The organism is Stappia sp. (assembly GCF_048261845.1).
Taxonomy (GTDB): Bacteria; Pseudomonadota; Alphaproteobacteria; order Rhizobiales; family Stappiaceae; genus Stappia.
On the sequence record NZ_JBLXFR010000008.1, the window covers coordinates 88753 to 106957 of the forward strand.

17 protein-coding genes are annotated in these 18205 nt (G+C 65.0%); 4 read left to right on the forward strand and 13 right to left on the reverse strand.

Annotated elements, in window-relative coordinates; genetic code table 11:
* Window position 1 precedes the first annotated feature (1 nt).
* Together ACN0T5_RS05755 and ACN0T5_RS05760 are read left to right on the forward strand one after the other, a co-directional pair.
* The gene (locus ACN0T5_RS05755; RefSeq protein ID WP_417767666.1) at window positions 2–526 is read left to right on the forward strand and encodes a CinA family protein; all 525 of its coding nucleotides are present in this window, start codon (window positions 2–4) and stop codon (window positions 524–526) included.
* 81 nt (window positions 527–607) lie between these two features.
* Window positions 608–1060 (forward strand): hypothetical protein, encoded by a 453-nt coding sequence (locus tag ACN0T5_RS05760; protein WP_417767667.1) that lies wholly within the window; start codon window positions 608–610, stop codon window positions 1058–1060.
* 13 nt (window positions 1061–1073) lie between these two features.
* On the opposite strand, the gene ACN0T5_RS05765 is transcribed toward ACN0T5_RS05760, so the two are convergent.
* The 12 genes from ACN0T5_RS05765 to ACN0T5_RS05820 form a co-directional block, all read right to left on the reverse strand.
* On the reverse strand, window positions 1074–1532 hold the full coding sequence (locus ACN0T5_RS05765) for a type II toxin-antitoxin system RatA family toxin (protein WP_417767668.1): 459 nt from the start codon (window positions 1530–1532) through the stop codon (window positions 1074–1076).
* 142 nt (window positions 1533–1674) lie between these two features.
* Entirely contained in the window at window positions 1675–2658 is a 984-nt protein-coding gene (gene lipA, locus ACN0T5_RS05770; protein WP_417767669.1) for a lipoyl synthase, read from the reverse strand.
* 54 nt (window positions 2659–2712) lie between these two features.
* Window positions 2713–3147 carry an acyl-CoA thioesterase gene (locus ACN0T5_RS05775; protein ID WP_417767670.1) on the reverse strand — a complete coding sequence of 145 codons (435 nt, stop codon included), beginning with the start codon at window positions 3145–3147 and terminating at the stop codon, window positions 2713–2715.
* Between the two features lie 51 nt (window positions 3148–3198).
* Window positions 3199–3438 carry a GlsB/YeaQ/YmgE family stress response membrane protein gene (locus ACN0T5_RS05780; RefSeq protein ID WP_417767671.1) on the reverse strand — a complete coding sequence of 80 codons (240 nt, stop codon included), beginning with the start codon at window positions 3436–3438 and terminating at the stop codon, window positions 3199–3201.
* 73 nt (window positions 3439–3511) lie between these two features.
* Complete coding sequence (locus ACN0T5_RS05785) at window positions 3512–3760, reverse strand: GlsB/YeaQ/YmgE family stress response membrane protein (RefSeq protein WP_417767672.1); 249 nt, start codon at window positions 3758–3760, stop codon at window positions 3512–3514.
* Between the two features lie 106 nt (window positions 3761–3866).
* The gene (gene lpdA / locus ACN0T5_RS05790) at window positions 3867–5315 is read right to left on the reverse strand and encodes a dihydrolipoyl dehydrogenase (protein ID WP_417767673.1); all 1449 of its coding nucleotides are present in this window, start codon (window positions 5313–5315) and stop codon (window positions 3867–3869) included.
* 139 nt (window positions 5316–5454) lie between these two features.
* On the reverse strand, window positions 5455–6807 hold the full coding sequence (locus ACN0T5_RS05795; RefSeq protein WP_417767674.1) for a pyruvate dehydrogenase complex dihydrolipoamide acetyltransferase: 1353 nt from the start codon (window positions 6805–6807) through the stop codon (window positions 5455–5457).
* A gap of 15 nt (window positions 6808–6822) precedes the next feature.
* Window positions 6823–8205: a pyruvate dehydrogenase complex E1 component subunit beta gene (locus ACN0T5_RS05800; protein WP_417767675.1), complete on the reverse strand. Its 1383-nt coding sequence runs from the start codon at window positions 8203–8205 to the stop codon at window positions 6823–6825.
* A gap of 15 nt (window positions 8206–8220) precedes the next feature.
* Window positions 8221–9273, reverse strand: coding sequence for a pyruvate dehydrogenase (acetyl-transferring) E1 component subunit alpha (pdhA, locus tag ACN0T5_RS05805; RefSeq protein ID WP_417767676.1), 1053 nt, complete (start codon window positions 9271–9273; stop codon window positions 8221–8223).
* Window positions 9274–9472: 199 nt separating this feature from the next.
* Window positions 9473–9805, reverse strand: coding sequence for an FtsB family cell division protein (locus tag ACN0T5_RS05810; RefSeq protein WP_417767677.1), 333 nt, complete (start codon window positions 9803–9805; stop codon window positions 9473–9475).
* A gap of 140 nt (window positions 9806–9945) precedes the next feature.
* Window positions 9946–13443: a transcription-repair coupling factor gene (mfd, locus tag ACN0T5_RS05815; protein ID WP_417767678.1), complete on the reverse strand. Its 3498-nt coding sequence runs from the start codon at window positions 13441–13443 to the stop codon at window positions 9946–9948.
* 16 nt (window positions 13444–13459) lie between these two features.
* The gene (locus ACN0T5_RS05820) at window positions 13460–13783 is read right to left on the reverse strand and encodes a succinate dehydrogenase assembly factor 2 (protein ID WP_417767679.1); all 324 of its coding nucleotides are present in this window, start codon (window positions 13781–13783) and stop codon (window positions 13460–13462) included.
* A 190-nt stretch (window positions 13784–13973) separates the two neighbouring features.
* On the opposite strand from ACN0T5_RS05820, the gene recG reads away from it, so the two are divergent.
* Window positions 13974–16097, forward strand: a complete 2124-nt coding sequence (gene recG / locus ACN0T5_RS05825) for an ATP-dependent DNA helicase RecG (protein ID WP_417767680.1) — start codon at window positions 13974–13976, stop codon at window positions 16095–16097.
* A gap of 36 nt (window positions 16098–16133) precedes the next feature.
* Here the strand turns inward: recG and ACN0T5_RS05830 are convergent, their stop codons facing one another.
* Window positions 16134–16841 (reverse strand): DUF502 domain-containing protein, encoded by a 708-nt coding sequence (locus ACN0T5_RS05830; RefSeq protein WP_417767681.1) that lies wholly within the window; start codon window positions 16839–16841, stop codon window positions 16134–16136.
* Window positions 16842–17023: 182 nt separating this feature from the next.
* On the opposite strand from ACN0T5_RS05830, the gene ACN0T5_RS05835 reads away from it, so the two are divergent.
* The gene (locus tag ACN0T5_RS05835) at window positions 17024–17437 is read left to right on the forward strand and encodes a YbaN family protein (protein WP_417767682.1); all 414 of its coding nucleotides are present in this window, start codon (window positions 17024–17026) and stop codon (window positions 17435–17437) included.
* Window positions 17438–18205: the final 768 nt, after the last annotated feature.

Genomic DNA, 18205 nt, shown 5'->3' on the forward strand with positions numbered 1-18205 from the left:
GATGACCGATCTTGCCCCGCTTGAGGATCTCGCCGCACGGGTGATCCGCGAGTTCGCCAATGCCGGGCGAATGCTGGCAACGGCGGAATCCTGCACCGGCGGATTGATCGCCGGTGTATTGACCGAGATATCCGGCTCTTCCGCCGTCGTCGAACGGGGCTTCGTCACCTACTCGAACGAGGCAAAAACGGAGATGCTTGGTGTTCCGGCAGACCTGATCGCGAGCGACGGCGCGGTCAGCATGCGGGTCGCGATCGCCATGGCCGAGGGCGCGCTGGCCCGCTCGCGGGCGGATGTCGCCGTCTCCGTGACAGGTGTCGCCGGTCCGGGAGGAGGATCTCCGGAAAAACCGGTGGGGCTCGTGCATTTCGGGTTTGCCCGCCGCGGCTTCGCGACGCGGCACCTGGAAAAACGATTTGGCGATATCGGTCGCGACAGGGTCCGTCTGGCGACGGTCGGGCTTGTCCTGCAGGAACTGACAGGGCTGTTCGGTACAATTCTACCCAACACGGAAGCGGATTGTTGACCAGACTTCCAAGCGCTTGTTGCCGTTAATTATTTTTTCCGGGGATGGAACGCACAGTCCGCTCAAACAAGGACCTGGCATATGCGTAAATCCTGTCTGTTCATCTTCCTGGCCATGCTCGTTCCCGCAAGCGCTCTTGCGGGCGATTTTCACATGATCTCGCGCCAGCAGGACGGCACCTTCTACTCCAGCCACAAGATTTTCGAGAAGAACGGCGAGAACCTGTATCAGGTCGCGCTGTGCGGACGGTCCTATTACGCCAGGGCCGCGACCGTCGCCTGGATGAACTACGAGGCAGAGGAAGGACGGGACGTCGGTCTCGAATACAACCGGGGCACCGGCTGGTACCGCGTGTGCGAAAACCCGGACCAGCAGGTCAAGCTGGCAGATATCGGCGTGCCCGGCACCAATATCGAGGTGATGCGTGCAAGCGACGAGGCGATGAACCGCCGCCAGCGTTTCATCTTCATCCGCAAGACTTTTTCCGACTACAGCAATTCAGGCCGCGCCGCGCCGTCCTACCACGGACGCTGACGGGGTCGGGACGTCAGGCCGCGCCGCCATAAACGATGTCGGCACGCTCCTCGAACGCGTCGGAGAACTTGCGGAACGCGCGGTCGAACATCGCCGACATCAGCGCGCTGAGCGCACGGCTCTTGAACTCGTAGGAAATGAAGAAGCCGATCTCGCTCTCGTCCTCACTGAGCGAACGGAAGGTCCACGTGTTCTCCAGATGCCGGAACGGCCCGTCGAGATACTCGACCAGGATGCGCTCGTTGGCAGGCTCCAGCGTCACCCGGCTCGTGAAGGTCTCGCGAAACAGCTTGTAGGCCACCGTCATGTCCGCGACGAGCACGGTCCGGCCGTCGTCCAGTTCCCGGCGCCCCCGGACCTGCAGCTTTTCGCAGAGCGGAACGAACTCCGGATACTTTTCGATATCGGCCACCAGCGAGAACATGTCATCGCTGCTATGGGCGACCTTGTGAACGGTCTGGAATGACGGCATGTCGGGTTTTTGTCCGCGTCCGGTCCTGTTTCAACTCTTCCGGCCATCATGCGGGAACGTCGAAAACTCCCCGCAGGCGCCTGCCGCCTCGGCTTTAGCGTGATTCCGCCGCTTCGCCAAAGGCCCGCTGCAATCCTGCGCCTCAGGCGAGCGCCTTGCCACCCAGTTTTGCGTCCCGGGCGCGCCTCAGATCGGCGAAATCCTCGCCCGCATGGTGCGAGGAGCGGGTCAGCGGGCTGGCCGAGACCTTCAGGAAGCCCTTGGCATAGGCGATCTTCTCGAAGGCCTTGAACTCGTCCGGCGTGACGAAGCGGGCCACGGCATGGTGCTTCGAGCTCGGCTGCAGATACTGGCCAATGGTGAGGAAGTCGACATCCGCGCTGCGCAGGTCGTCCATCAGCTGCAGCACCTCGTTCCGCTCCTCGCCGAGCCCGACCATGATGCCCGACTTGGTGAACATCGCCGGATCGATTTCCTTCACCTGCTGGAGCAGGCGAATGGAATGGAAGTAGCGGGCGCCCGGACGAACCGTCAGGTATTTCGAGGGCACCGTTTCCAGATTGTGGTTGAAGACGTCGGGCCGTGCCCGCACCACGGTCTCCAGGGCCCCCGGCTTGCGCAGGAAATCCGGTGTCAGGACCTCGATCGTCGTGCCCGGTGCCCGCTCGCGGATGGCACCGATGACCTCGGCGAAATGCCCCGCCCCGCCATCGTCGAGATCGTCCCGGTCGACGGAGGTGATGACCACATGCTGCAGCCCCATCGTCGCCACGGCCTCGGCAACGCCGGTCGGCTCGTTCCTGTCGACGGGACCGGGCATGCCGGTGCGCACGTTGCAGAAGGCGCAGGCCCGCGTGCAGGTGTCGCCGAGGATCATGAAGCTCGCGTGCTTCTTCGACCAGCACTCGCCGATATTGGGGCAGCCGGCCTCCTCGCACACGGTCACGAGATTGTTGGAGCGCACGACCTGCTGCGTTTCCCGGTAGACGGGCGACGTCGGCGCCTTGACCCGGATCCATGCGGGCTTGCGCTGGATCGGATTGTCGGGCCGGTGGGCCTTCTCCGGATGGCGGGGCCGCGCGGCGTCTGTGTCCCGGTTGGAAACCGTATCGAGGATCGTGACCATGGCCCCTAACTGTCGCTATTGGTGAGAAAGGTCAAGTGTTTCACAACAGGGCTGCTATGCCCTGGGAGCAGCTTTCATGAAGCGCCCGAGCTTCGTAAGCGCTTCCTCGGACAGAGGTTGCGATTTGCGTGTCTCGTCGTTCATCAGGACAATCACCGTCCGCGCCCGGGCAATCGGCCGGCGATCCTGGCAGATGAGCTGATCCAGCGTCAGCGAACTGCGCCCGATCCTCTCGACCGCAGACCCGATCTCCACCGAGCCCGGCCATTTCCCTTCCGCGAGGAAGTCCAGCTCCAGACGGGCAATGACGAAGTTGGCGCCCGGCTGCGCAACACTGTCCTCACCAGCATAGAGCATGTCGACCCGACCGGTTTCCAGGAAAGTGGAGAACACCGCGTTGTTGATGTGGCCCTGACGGTCCGTGTCGCAATAGCGCAGCTTGTCGGTGGATCGCACCGGATAGTCGTCGAGGTCTGGGGCGTCACCCATCTGGAGGTCCTGTTGTGCGTGGCGTCGTCGTCCGGCGGGTGCCGCGCCTGCTCAGCTGCGGATCTTGCGCCAGACGAAGAGAGAAAGGATGGCGCCGACCGTGGCCAGCACCAGTTGGTCGATGAACCCGCCGGTGACGTTGAGGTCCAGCAGCTCCGCGATCTTGCCGCCGACAAGGGCGCCGATCAGGCCGACAACGAGGCTGCCGAGAAACCCGCCACGGCTGTCGAGCACCCGATGCGCCACCGCACCGGCGATCAGGCCGATCACGATCCAGACGATGAAACCCATGATGTCTCCGTCACTCTGCCTGGCGGATGCATGCCGGCCGGGAAAGCCCGGCCGGCGGTTCGTGCCGAAAGGATCAGGCCAGGACCCGCGCGACGAGGACAACGACAATCGCGCCGATCGCCGCCACGATGATCTGGTTCACGAACGAGTTGCCGACATTGATGTTGATGCCGGCAAGATTGAACAGGAACCCGCCGACGAATGCGCCGATCAGGCCGGTGATCAGATAGCGCACCAGCCCGCCGCCACCGAGCACGAGGCTCGCCAGCCAGCCGGCGATCAGACCGATAGCGCACCAGATCAGGATGTTTTTGACGTCCATGTCGAATCCCCGTTTTGCGAGTATGCGCGCCCGTGCGCCCGCCAAGGTTAGACGTTCCGCGCAACAACTCAAGCGGTCGCGAGCCCAGCCCCCTGGCTCCGGCTCCTCAGGCGTTCAGGACCTTGCCATAGGCGTCGAGCACACTTTCCTTCATCATTTCCGACAGGGTCGGATGCGGGAAGATCGTGTGCATCAGCTCTTCCTCGGTCGTCTCCAGGTTCATGGCGACGACAAAACCCTGGATGAGCTCCGTGACCTCGGCTCCGACCATGTGAGCACCGATCAGTTCGCCCGTCTTCTTGTCGAAGATGGTCTTGATCATCCCCTGGTCCTCGCCAAGCGCGATGGCCTTGCCGTTGGCCACGAAGCTGTAGCGGCCGACGCGGACGTCACGCCCCTGTTCCTTCGCCTTCGCTTCCGTCAGCCCGACGGAGGCGACCTGCGGGTTGCAATAGGTGCATCCCGGGATCTTGGACTTGTCCATGGGGTGGACATTCGGCAGCCCGGCAATCTTCTCGACGCAGACAACACCCTCATGCTCGGCCTTGTGGGCCAGCATCGGCGGGCCGGCGACGTCGCCGATGGCGTGGACGCCCGGCACATTGGTGCGCCCGTAGCCGTCAATGGCGATGCAGCCCCGGTCGGTCTTCACCCCGAGCGCCTCAAGGCCGAGCCCTTCGATATTGCCCTGCACGCCGACGGCCGAAATCAGGCGATCAGCGGTGATCTTCTCCACCTTGCCGTCCTTGGTCTCGACATGGGCGGTGATCGAGTTGGCGCCCTTCTCGACCTTGGTCACCTTCGCCTCTGTCAGGATCTTGAGGCCGCGCTTCTCGAGCTGCTTGCGGGCAAGGGCGGAAATCTCCGCGTCCTCGACCGGCATCACCTGCGACATGACCTCGACCACCGTCACGTCGACGCCCATCGAGCGGTAGAAGCTCGCGAACTCGATGCCGATGGCACCCGAGCCCATCACCACCAGCGACTTCGGCATGAAGTCGGGTTTCATCGCCTCGAAATAGGTCCAGATCAGCTTGCCGTCCGGCTCGATGCCCGGCAGGGCGCGCGGACGGGCGCCGGTGGCGACGATGATGTTGCGGGCCGTGTAGGTGCCCTCGCCCTTGACGCCCTTCGGCACCGGGTTCTGCGGCTCGACAACGGGCTTGGACGACTTCGCGACGACGATCTCGCCGGGCTTGGTCAGCTTCGCCTCGCCCCAGATCACGTCGATCTTGTTCTTCTTCATCAGGAAGGCAACGCCGCCGTTGAGCCGCGCCGAGACACCGCGCGAGCGCGCAACGACATCCTTCACGTCCGCCGTCATCTTGCCCTCGAGCTTGAGGCCGTAGCTCTTGGCGTGATTGGCATGGTCGAGGATCTCGGCCGAGCGCAGCAGCGCCTTCGTGGGGATGCAGCCCCAGTTGAGGCAGATGCCGCCAAGATGCTCGCGCTCGACGATGGCGGTCTTCAGGCCAAGCTGCGCGGCGCGGATCGCGGCGACATAGCCGCCCGGTCCCGAACCGATGATGATGACGTCATAGGACGTGCCGCTCATGAAAAATCCTCCAGATCGGGCGGTGGATCAACGGCCTTGGATCGACCGGCAGCCGCCCGTATGCGGACCCGACAACGGGAATGGCAAAAAATACCGCGGAGCAGCGGCGGGAACGCAAGGTCCCCACCGCCGCGCCCGGTCACACCAGCATCGACATCGGGTTTTCGATGTAACCCTTGAAGGCGGCGAGAAGCTCGGCCCCGAGCGCGCCGTCGACGGCCCGGTGATCGGTGGAGAGCGTCACGGTCATCACGGTCGCAATGGCCAGCGCATCACCCTTCACCACCGGGCGCTTTTCCCCGGCGCCGACGGCGAGGATCGTCGCGTGGGGCGGATTGACCACCGCCGCGAAGTCCTTGACGCCCATCATGCCCATGTTGGAAACCGCCGTGGTGCCGCCCTGATACTCCTCGGGCTTGAGCTTGCGCTCCTTGGCGCGCTTGCCCATGTCCTTCATCTCGTTGGAGATGACCGACAGCGGCTTCATCTCGGCACTGCGCACGATCGGCGTGATCAGTCCGCCGGGGATCGACACGGCGACGCCGACATCCGAGTGCTTGTGCTTGACCATCGCCTCGTCCGTCCACGAGACATTCGCATCCGGAACGTCGCGCAAGGCCAGCGCCAGCGCCTTGATGGTCATGTCGTTGACCGAAAGCTTGTAGGCCGGCTTGCCGTCCTTGTCCTTCGGCGCCGCATCGTTCAGCTGGGTCCGGAGGGCCAGCAGAGCGTCCAGCTCGCAATCCACCGAGACGTAGAAATGCGGGATGGTCTGCTTGGATTCCGTCAGCCGCTTGGCAATGGTCTTGCGCATGCCGTCATGCGGCACGAGTTCGTAGGATCCGTCCTCGAACAGCTTCAGAACCTGATCGCTGGACGGCCCCTTTGCCATGGCCGGCGCCGGGGCGCTGGCTGCCTTCGGAGCCTCGGCGGCGGGCGCGGCCGAAGCCTTGCCGGTGCCGGCTGCAAGCGCCTCGTCGATGTCGCGCTTGACGATGCGGCCATGCGGACCGGAACCGCCGATCGCGGCAAGGTCCAGGCTGTTCTGCGAGGCAAGACGGCGTGCCAGCGGCGAGGCGAAGATCCGCCCCCCTCCGGCACTCGCCGGGGCTGGCGGGGCCTTGGCCGGCGCGGCATCGGCTTGCGCCGGCGCCTCCGATTTTGCCGAAGCCTCCGGTTTCGCGGGGGCTTCGACCTTGGCCGGCGTAGCGTCGGTCTTCGCGGCCCCGTCAAGCGCCGAAGCGTCCTCGCCCTCTTCCAGCAACAGGGCGATGACCTCGTTGACCTTCACCCCCTCGGAGCCTTCCGCGACAAGGATCTTGCCGATCTTGCCCTCGTCGACGGCTTCGACTTCCATCGTCGCCTTGTCGGTTTCGATCTCGGCGATCACGTCGCCCGAGGAGACGCTGTCGCCTTCCTTCACCAGCCACCTGGCCAGGTTGCCCTCTTCCATCGTGGGAGAAAGGGCCGGCATCAAAATCTTGATTGGCATCGTTCGTCCCTCGCCTCAGGCGGTGTAGGTCACGGCTTTCACCGCATCGATGACTTCCTGCACCGACGGCAGTGCGAGCTTCTCCAGATTGGCCGCATAGGGCATCGGCACGTCCTTGCCGGTCACGCGCAGGATCGGGGCATCGAGCCAGTCGAACGCCTTTTCCTGAACCTGGTAGCTGATCTCCGAGGAGACCGAGCACATCGGATAGGCTTCCTCGACCGTCACCAGCCGCCCGGTCTTCTTCACCGAGGCGATCACCGTGTCGATGTCGAGCGGGCGGATCGAACGCAGGTTGACGACTTCCGCCGAAATGCCCGCCGCCGCCAGTTCCTCCACCGCCTTCATCACATAGGTCATGCCGATGCCCCAGGAGACGATGGTGACATCGCTGCCCTTGCGCTCGATCTTGGCCTTGCCGATGGGAAGGACGAAATCCTCGACATCCGGCATCTCGAAGGTCTGGCCGTAGAGGATCTCGTTCTCAAGGAAGATCACCGGATTGGGATCGCGGATCGCGGCCTTGAGCAGGCCCTTTGCATCGGCCGCCGACCACGGCTGAACCACCTTCAGGCCCGGCACATGCGCGTACCACGCGGCGTAGTCCTGGCTGTGCTGGGCGCCGACGCGCGCCGCCGCGCCGTTCGCGCCGCGGAACACGATGGGCGCGCCCATCTGGCCGCCGGACATGTAGAGCGTCTTGGCGGCGGAGTTGATGATCTGGTCGATCGCCTGCATGGCGAAGTTGAACGTCATGAACTCGACGATCGGCCGCAATCCGGCCATCGCCGCGCCGACGCCAAGGCCGGTGAACCCGTGCTCGGTGATCGGCGTGTCGATGACGCGCTTCGGCCCGAACTCGTCCAGCAACCCTTGCGAGATCTTGTAGGCGCCCTGGTATTCGGCAACCTCCTCGCCCATCAGGAACACGTCGCCGTCGCGGCGCATTTCCTCGGCCATGGCATCGCGCAGCGCCTCGCGGACGGTCGACTTGACCATCGGCGTGCCCTCCGGAGCATCCGGTTCGGCCGGCACGTCGGGGGCCGGCGCCACCGGCGCAGCCGGAACGGGTGCGGAGGCGGACTGTGCCGGCGCAGGCTCGGCTGCCGGAGCGGGCGCAGCCTTGGGCGCGGCGTCCAGGTCGGACGCATTCTCGTCCTCGCCAAGCAACAGCGCGATCGGCGTGTTGACCTTGACGTTCTCCGAGCCCTCGGCAACGAGGATCTTGCCTATCGTCCCCTCGTCGACGGCCTCGACCTCCATCGTCGCCTTGTCGGTTTCGATCTCGGCGATCACGTCACCGGCGGCAACGCTGTCGCCTTCCTTTTTCACCCATTTCGCCAGGGTGCCCTCTTCCATCGTCGGCGAGAGGGCCGGCATCAGAATCTCAATCGGCATCGCTCGGTCCCACCCTCACAGAAGAATGTCGGTATAGAGCTCGGAAACATCCGGCTCCTTGTCGGTCTGCGCGAACTCGGCGGATTCCGCCACGATCTCGCGCACTTCCTTGTCGATGCCCTTGAGGTCGTTCTCGCTTGCCCAGCCATTGTCGAGGATGCGCTTGCGGACCTGCTCGATCGGATCGTGCTCGGTCCGCATCTTCTGCACCTCGTCCTTCGACCGGTACTTGGCCGGGTCGGACATGGAGTGGCCGCGATAGCGATAGGTGATCATCTCGAGAATGAACGGCCCCTTGCCCGTGCGGCAATGCTCGAGTGCCTTCTCGCTGGCCGCCATCACGGCGCGCACGTCCATGCCGTCGACCTGTTCGCCCGGAATGCCGAAGGAGGCGCCGCGATGCGACAGGTCGGTGGTGGCCGAGGCGCGCTCGATGCTCGTCCCCATGCCGTACTTGTTGTTCTCGATCACGTAGATGACCGGCAGCTTCCACAGCTGGGCCATGTTGAAGCTCTCGTAGACCTGGCCCTGGTTGGCCGCTCCGTCACCGAAATACGTCATCGCGACGGCACCGTTCTCCCGGTACTTGTTGGCAAAGCCGAGCCCGGTGCCGAGCGACACCTGTGCGCCGACGATGCCGTGGCCGCCATAGAACTGCTTTTCCTTGGAGAACATGTGCATGGAGCCGCCCTTCCCCTTGGAATAGCCGCCCCGTCGCCCGGTCAGTTCGGCCATGACGCCCTTCGGGTCCATGTCCATCGCCAGCATGTGTCCGTGATCGCGGTAACCCGTGATCATCTGGTCGCCGTCCTTGGCCGCCATGCGCATGCCGACGACAACCGCTTCCTGTCCGATATAGAGATGGCAGAAGCCGCCGATGAGGCCCATGCCGTAAAGCTGGCCGGCCTTTTCCTCGAAACGCCGGATCAGCAGCATGTGCCGGTAGGCGGCGAGCTCCTGCTCCTTGGTGAAGTTCGCGATCGCGGGCGCCTGTTTGGCTGCCCCTCCCTTCGTCCGGGATGCGCTCCTCGAGCGCCCGCCGGCCGTCTTGCCTGACGTTGCAGCCATGTCCCTCATCTCGCTTTGCGTCCCGTTCGGGACGGCGTTTCCCCATCAGCAACTTAGCGGAAGGTACCCGAAGGGAAAAGTCAATGAAAGGACGATGTATGAGATCGATTATGCTACCAATTTATTGAAAATAATGAGAAATCACAAAAATAACTGAATTACGGTTAAATCAATATGTTAAATCGAAATTCAGTTAAAATCACCGATTGCTCTCAGGCCGCAGGATGGCAAGCTCCTGCGGATGGACGAGGTTGAGACCAAGCCGCGCCCGTTCGTCGATCATGTCCGGATCAAGGCTTTCCGGGCGCAACAGAGCGACGCGCCGCAGAAGCTCCTCGCGCTCGGCACGCAGGGTCGCCAGCTCCTTTTCCAACGCCGCATAACGATGTTCGATCCGGGCCTTGCCGACAAGGCCCAACTCGCCGTTGAGCGCATGAAAGCCGAAATAGGCGACGAGCCCGATGGCGATCGCCGGCGCGGCAAGGCGCTGGCGAATGGTGTGCCGACGATAGCGTGTGGAATTGAAAGGCACGGCTGCGACCCGACTCGATACAAACAGTTCGATGTACCGACTATCGGCTATCAGCCTTAATGGTTGGTTTCCGAAAGTGGATCGCGGCAGCCGCGGCGTGTCCGCCGACACACGGCGGACACGCGGCTGTCAGGCGGCTGTCAGGCGGCGGCGGTTTCGGCCTCGGCGAGGCGCACAAGCTTCAGGAGCACGGCGGCGCTGCCCTTCAGCCGCTGTTCCGCAGTCTCCCAGTCGCGAATGAGCACGACCTTCTGGTCGGGCCGGATCTTCGCCAGGATCCCCTGCTCGGCGATATAGGACACCAGTCCGGCCGGGTTCGGGAACTCGTTGCCACGGAAGGCGATGACGACGCCTTTCGGCCCGGCGTCGATCTTCTCCACATTGGCGCGCCGGCACAGGCCCTTGATGAAGACGATCTTGAGCAGGTGATCGACCTCTTCCGGCAGCGACCCGAAGCGGTCGATCATCTCCGCGCCGAAGGCGTCGATCTCCTCGGTCGTCGTCAGATCGGCAAGCCGGCGATAGAGCGACAGGCGCAGCGGCAGGTCGGCGACATAGCTTTCGGGAATGAGCACCGGCGTGCCGACCTGGATCTGCGGAGACCACGTTTCCTCCGCTTCCGTGTCGTCGCCCGCGCGAAGCTGGGCGACCGCCTCCTCCAGCATCTGCTGGTAGAGCTCGAAGCCGACTTCCTTGATGTGACCGGACTGCTCCTCGCCGAGCAGGTTGCCGGCGCCGCGAATGTCGAGATCGTGGCTGGCGAGCTGGAACCCCGCACCAAGGCTGTCCAGCGATTGCAGCACCTTCAGCCTGCGGTCGGCGGTTGTCGTCAGCGTCTTGTTGGCCGGCACCGTGAACAGTGCGTAGGCGCGCGTCTTGGAGCGCCCCACGCGGCCGCGAAGCTGGTAGAGCTGCGCCAGCCCGAACATGTCGGCCCGATGCACGATCAGCGTGTTGGCGGTGGGAATGTCGAGGCCCGATTCGACGATCGTCGTCGACAGCAGAACGTCGTACTTGCCCTCGTAGAAGGCATTCATCACGTCCTCGAGCTCGCCGGGCGGCATCTGCCCATGCGCAACGGCGACCTTCACTTCCGGCACCACGTCTTCCAGAAACGCCTTGCGGTCGGCCAGGTCGGACACGCGCGGGCAGACATAGAAGCTCTGGCCGCCGCGATAGCGCTCGCGCAGCAGCGCCTCGCGCACGACCACCGGGTCGAAGGGGGAGATGAACGTGCGCACCGCCAGCCGGTCGACCGGCGGCGTTGCTATCAGCGACAGCTCGCGCACTCCGGTCAGAGCCAGCTGCAACGTCCTGGGGATCGGCGTCGCCGAAAGGGTCAGCACATGAACCTCGGACTTGAGCTCCTTGAGCCGCTCCTTGTGCTTGACGCCGAAATGCTGCTCCTCGTCGATGATCAGCAGACCGAGATCCCGGAACGAGATCCCCTTCGCCAGCAATGCATGGGTGCCGATGACAATGTCGACGGACCCGTCGGCAATCCCCTTCTTCGTCGCGGCGAGTTCCTTGGCCGGCACCAGCCGCGAGGCATGCGCGACATTGATCGGCAATCCCTGGAAGCGGTCGGAAAACGTCTTGTAGTGCTGGCGCGCCAGCAGCGTCGTCGGCACGACCAGCGCCACCTGGCGTCCGGTCATCGCGGCGATGAAGGCGGCGCGCAGCGCGACTTCGGTCTTGCCGAAACCGACATCGCCGCAGACCAGCCGGTCCATCGGCCGGCCGGAAGCAAGGTCTTCGAACACCGCGTCGATGGCGTTGAGCTGGTCTTCCGTCTCGTCATAGGGAAAGCGGGTGGCGAACTCGTCATAGACCCCTTCGGGCGGGGCGATCGGGGGAGCCGTGCGCATCGCGCGCGCCGCAGCCGTCTTGATCAACCCGTCGGCGATCTCGAGGATGCGCTTCTTCATGCGCGCCTTGCGCGCCTGCCAGGCCCCGCCGCCCAGCTTGTCGAGCTGCGCCTCGGTATCCTCCGAACCGTAGCGCGTCAGCAGTTCGATATTCTCCACCGGCAGGAACAGCTTGTCGCCGCCGGCATATTGCAGCTCAAGGCAGTCATGCGGCGCGCCCGCCGCCTCGATGGTCTTCAAGCCGATGAAACGGCCGATACCGTGATCGACATGTACAACCAGATCGTTCTGCGCGAGGCTTGCCGCCTCGGTCAGGACATTGGCCCCCTTGGCGCGGCGCTTGCGCTGGCGCACCAACCGGTCGCCGAGAATGTCCTGCTCGCAGACAAGTGTCAGGCCGTCGATCTCGAAACCCTGCTCCACGCCAAGCACGGCGAGCGCCGCCATGCCCGTGGGCAGTGCACGCGCGGCGGCATCCGTCTCGACCGGGGCGGCCCTGTCGAGACCGTGGTCGGCAAGAACATGCGAGAGCCGCTCGCGCGATCCCTCGCTCCAGCAGGCGATGACGATCCGGTCGCCGGCCTTGCGCCGCGCCGCCGCGTGCGAGGTGAGTGCATCGAAGACATTGACGTCGCCGGCGCCGCGCTCGGCCGCGAAGCTGCGTCCCTGCCGCCCGTCCAGCGCAACGACCTTCTGCCCCGTTCCCGGCGGAACGTCGAAAGCCGAAAGCTTCAGGCTTTCGCCGTCGGCAAGGCGTGTCGTCCATTCCTCTCCGGAAAGATAGAGCGCATCGGGATCGAGCGGCTTGTACGGCACCGAACCGCTGCCGCCTGCCTTGCCCTGCGCCTCGACACGGGCCTGATAATGCTCCGCGACCTGGTCGAGCCGCTCGCGGACGACCTCGTCGACGGATGGCGCGAGCACGACCGGCACGCCGTCACAATAGTCGAACAGCGTCGCCAGCCCTTCGTGGAAGAGCGGCAACCAGTGCTCCATGCCGGCGTAACGCCGCCCTTCGCTGATCGACTGGTAGAGAATGTCGTCGCGATCCGTGGCGCCGAACCGGGCAACATAGCGCTTGCGGAAGCGCGAGATCGCCTCCTCGGACAGCACCACCTCGCTCATTGCGACGAGGTCGAGATGTTTCAACTGCTTTGTGGTGCGCTGCGTCTCCGTGTCGAAGGCGCGCAGCGATTCCAGGGTGTCGCCGAAAAAATCGAGCCGCACGGGCGCGTCCATACCGGGCGCATAGATGTCGACGATGCCGCCGCGCACCGCATATTCGCCCGTATCCTGAACCGTCGAGGCACGGGCAAACCCGTTGGTCTCCAGCCAGGCAATCAGTTCCGACAGGTTGATGCGGTTGCCCGGACGCGCGCTCCAGCTCTGGGAACGCGCAAACTCCGGTTCGGGCAAGCGCTGGAGTATCGCATTCGCGGTGGTCAGGAGCACGGTCGGCTGCGCCTCCTGTCCGCCCCGGACAAGCCGGCTCAGGGTTGTCAGCCGTCGGGCGACAAGCGCCGGGTTCGGCGAGACCCGGTCATAGGGAAGGCAGTCCCAGGCCGGCAGGTCGAGCACTTCGGCGCCAGGTGCGAAATACCCCAGGCCTTCCTGAACGGCCTGCGCATGCGAGGCGTCGCGCGCCACGAAAACCAGCGCGAGTCCGGGCTTTGCCTTGGCAAGAAGTCCGGCGAGCACATAGGCCTCGGCGCCGTCCGGCACACCGGTGACGACCGTATTGCCGCCCTGCAGCGAAAGTTGATCAAACACCGTGGAATTCCCGGTCTTAAGCTGAGAAGTCGGATGGCGACCTGTCGCCGGCGGCCTTGAACGCGACGACCGCGCGGTAGATCTCGGTGTCATGCTCAGCCGGCACCGCGACGCGGCCGATCATCCAGTTGAAGAGATCCTGATCCGGCACGTCCATCAACCGCTCGAGAATGTCGAGCCTGTCCTCCGGCAGGGACTGGATATGGGCTTTTGCATACCCGCCGAGAAGGATGTCCATTTCCTTCATTCCGCGATGCTGGCAGCGATAGAGGATACGCTTGCGGCGTGCCTCGTCGCCGGCAGCATTTCCGGTTGCGCTGGCTTCGATGCGTTCGGCCATGATGTGTCCTTCGCGTCTCGTCATGCCGCGCCTCGGGAGCCGGACATCTTGTGGATGGCGGGCGGCGGACTTGACAGAACCTTGATGGTGCGCGGGTTATAGCGGTCCCAGCGGGAAACTCAATCCACGCTGGCCGCCGTGTTCCGGCCCCGCCCTGCCACGACCTACCGGACAAGTCGCCTTTCCAGCCATGCGCCCCAGCCTTCTCGATCCTGTCTTTGCTCCTGTTTCAACGCTGCCCGGCATCGGCCCGCGCATTGCGGCCAACCTTGCCACGCTGCTCGGCGTCGACGGGGAGCGGGAGCCGCATGTGGCGGACCTCCTGTTCCATTTGCCGGGCGGCATCATCGACCGGCGCCTGCGACCGGGAATCGCCCGCGCCCCGGAAGGCGCGATCGTCACTCTGGAGGTCAGCGTCGACCGTCATCAGGCACCTCCCCGATCAAGCCGCGCTCCCTATCGTATCTATGCTCATGACGAGACCGGCGAAATCGCCTTCGTCTTTTTCCACGCCCACACCGCCTGGCTGGAAAAGACCCTGCCGGTCGGGGCCGACCTGGTCGTCTCGGGGCGCGTCGAATGGTTCAACGGCCGGCCGCAGATGATCCATCCCGACCATATCGTCGCCGTGGAGGAAGCAGACAGCCTGCCGCTGGTCGAGCCGGTCTATCCGCTGACGCAGGGACTTTCCGGGAAGGTCCTGCAAAAGGCGATTGCCGAGGCGCTCACCCGTCTGCCCGATCTGCCGGAATGGCTCGATGCGAACCTTGTGAAGCGTGAGGGTTGGCTGACGTTTCCCGACGCTCTCAAGGCGATGCACAGGCCGGACGAGGAGCATGTCGCGAAAACCGGCACGGACGACCAGGGGGAGATCTCCCCTGCCCGTAACCGGCTCAGCTATGACGAGTTTCTCGCCAACCAGTTGGCCCTCGCGCTGGTCCGCCGCTCCATGCGCCAGACGCGCGGCATCGCCCGGACCTTCGATGGCCGGCTCAAGCGCCGCATCCTGGAGGCATTGCCCTATTCGCTGACACAGGGCCAGGCCGCAGCGGTGGCCGAGATCGAGAAGGATCTTGCGGCACCAACCCGCATGCTCCGCCTCCTGCAGGGGGATGTCGGGGCCGGCAAGACCGTGGTCGCCCTGCTCGCCGTCGCAGCCGTCGTCGAAGCGGGCGCCCAGGCGGGCATCATGGCTCCGACGGAGATCCTGGCTCGCCAGCATTTCGCCTCGCTCGCCCCCTTCTGTGAAGCGGCCGGCATCCGCATGGAAATACTCACCGGCCGCGACGGCACGCGGAAGCGCCGGGAGACTCGCGCGGCGCTGGAGGCGGGAGAGATCGACCTTGTCGTTGGCACGCATGCGCTCTTCCAGGGCGACGTCGCCTTCCACAACCTGGGTCTGGTCGTTGTCGACGAACAGCACCGCTTCGGCGTTCACCAGCGCCTGACACTGGCCGCCAAGGGCCAGGGTGTCGACATGCTGGTGATGACGGCGACCCCGATCCCGCGCACCCTGGTGCTGACCTATTTCGGCGACATGGACGTCTCGCGGCTCGCCGAAAAGCCGGCCGGGCGCCAGCCGATCAAGACGGTCACGGTCCCGCTGGAGCGGATGGAAGATGTCGTCGATCGGCTTCGCGCGGCACTCGATGAGGGCAAGAAGGCCTACTGGGTCTGTCCGCTGGTGGAGGAATCCGAAAAATCGGACCTGGCGGCAGCCGAAGAACGCCACGCCATGCTTGTCCAGGTGCTCGGACCGCGCATCGCCTTGGTCCATGGTCGCCAGTCTAGCGACGAGAAGGCGGCCGCCATGGCCGCCTTTCGCGACGGGCCGGCGGGGCTCCTCGTGGCAACCACGGTGATCGAGGTCGGCGTCGACGTGCCCGACGCCTCGATCATCGTCATCGAGCATGCCGAGCGTTTCGGCCTGTCGCAGCTTCATCAGCTGCGCGGCCGTGTCGGCCGAGGCAGCGAGGCCTCGACCTGCCTGCTGCTCTACAAGTCTCCCGTCGGCGAGACCGCGCGCGCGCGACTGTCCATCATGCGGGAGACGGATGACGGGTTCCGCATCGCCGAGGAAGACCTGCGTCTGCGCGGCGAAGGCGAGATCCTCGGGACGCGCCAGTCGGGATCCCCGGGCTTCAGGATCGCCAATGCCGCCACCCAGGCCGACCTTCTGGAAACCGCCCGTGACGACGCCCGACTGATTCTCGAGACCGACCCGCAGCTTTCCGGCCCGCGCGGCCCGGCACTGCGGTTGCTTCTCTATCTGTTCGGCCGCGACGAGGCGATCCGCCTGCTGCGTGCCGGCTAGGCGTCAAAGCCAGGGAGTGGCGATTGGCGTCCTCGCTCAGCCGCCGGTCTTCGCCCGCCCGCGCCCTTCCGCAACGCCCTCTTCCGTCCTCAACTGTACCAGCTTGTCGTAGTCCGGACTGACGAGACCGGCCGAAATCACCAGTTTGGCCGCCTCTTCAACGCTCATGTCGAGCTCGATGACCTCGCTTCGCGGTACATACAGGAGAAATCCCGAGGTCGGGTTGGGCGTCGTCGGCAGGAACACGGCCGTGACATCCGCGCCGGCGTGATCCAGCTTGTGCGCCACCTCGCCGCGCGCGTCCGTGGCGATGAAAACGATCGCCCACAAGCCCGGACGGGGATACTGGATGATCGCCGCCTTCTTGAAACTGTTCGAGCGCTCCGCCAGGACGGTCTCGAAGATCTGCTTCAGGCCGCTATAGAGATTGCGCACGACCGGCATGCGGCCGAGCAGAAGCTCGCCATAGGACAGAAGCGTCCGCCCGGCGATGTTCGCCGTCAGGAAACCGATGACGACGAGCCCGAGAAAGGCCACGATGAGCCCGACGCCAGGCACCGGAAACGGCAGATAGGTATCCGGATTGTAGATCGCCGGAATGAAGGGTTTGATCCAGCCGTCGATCCACTGCACGATCGACCATGTAAGATAGGCGGTGATCCCGAGCGGTCCGGCAATGATGAGGCCGGTCAGGAAGTAGTTCCGCAGGCGTGTCATGGCGCCGGGGCGCGGCGGTTTTTCCATGTGCCCACCATCCATGGGCTCCGAACTCGTATCGCCAGTCATGTTTGTGTCGTACCTTGCCGTAACTCTCGCGGGATCGCTTCACGGAAGGCGTCTCCGCACGTGTCCTGTTGCCCCTGCCACTAGAGTGATACTGTAGATGGCTGCTTTGGGGAATTCATTGAAACGAAAAGACCGCGACAATGAATGAAACGCAGCCCGTGCGGCGCCGCGCCCGGACGAGCCGCGTCCTCTACAGGCTTCTCGGCGGCACACTTGTCGCCGTCGGCGTCGTCGGCGCTTTTCTGCCGCTGCTGCCCTCGACCATATTCTTCATCGGGGCAACAGCCTGCTTCGCGCGTTCCTCTCCCGCGCTGGAAGCCTGGCTGGTGGAGCACCCTCTGTTCGGCCCGGGCATCCAGGCCTGGCGGGAGGAACGCGCGATCCGGCCGCGGGCCAAGCTTGCGGCCCTGGCCGGAATGGCGATCGGCTACCTTTTCTTCCTGTCGAGCGTCGGGCCCGACCTGCCGCTCGCCATGCTGGTTGCCCTTCTGCTCGGCGGGTGCGCCACCTATGTCGCCACCCGGCCGTCGGGCGGAAGCATGACGAAAGATTGAGGCCGGCACGCGGCTCATGTTCCGTTTACCATGCGTAACGCGACTCTCGGCACATGTGACAGCCATCACGGCGACATGTCCGAACAGGGCGCAAACTCCTCCGATCCCGTCATCCGATCCCGCAAGGACCGAGGACGGTCCGACAACGTCAACGCGAGGATACGGAAATGACAACGAGAGCCCTTCACATATGCGGAGCAATGAGCGCCCGTCCGCCGGATCGCGTCGCGACCGCCTGGCAGGCCGTCATCCTTCCCGTGCTTCTGGCCATGGCCATGTGGATGATCGGACAGGCACCGGCCTCGGCCCAGCCCTTCGACTTCGGCCGCGACCGGCCGATCGTCCTTCCCGAGCGGCCGATACTCTGCGTCCCGCCCCGCGTCATGCGCGGCGGGCGTTGTGTCTCGCCCGATCGCCCGGTTCTGTGTGCGCCGCCTCGGGTCATGCGCGGCGGCCGCTGCGAAATGCCGATACGGCCGGCCGTCTGCCTGCCTCCGCGTGTCATGCGCGGCGGGCGTTGCGTGATGCCGGCACCGGTCATCTGCGCCCCTCCGCGTGTCATGCAGGGCGGTCGTTGCGTGATGCCGTCACCGGTGATCTGCCTGCCGCCCCGCGTCATGCGTGGCGGACGCTGCGTCAATCCGCCGGTCGTCTGCGCGCCTCCGCGCGTGAGGCGTGGCGGGCGGTGCGGGGGACCTCCGGTCGTGTGCGCACCTCCGCGCGGGGGCCGCGGGGGCGGCCGCGCGGTGCCTCCCCGTCCGCGCGGCC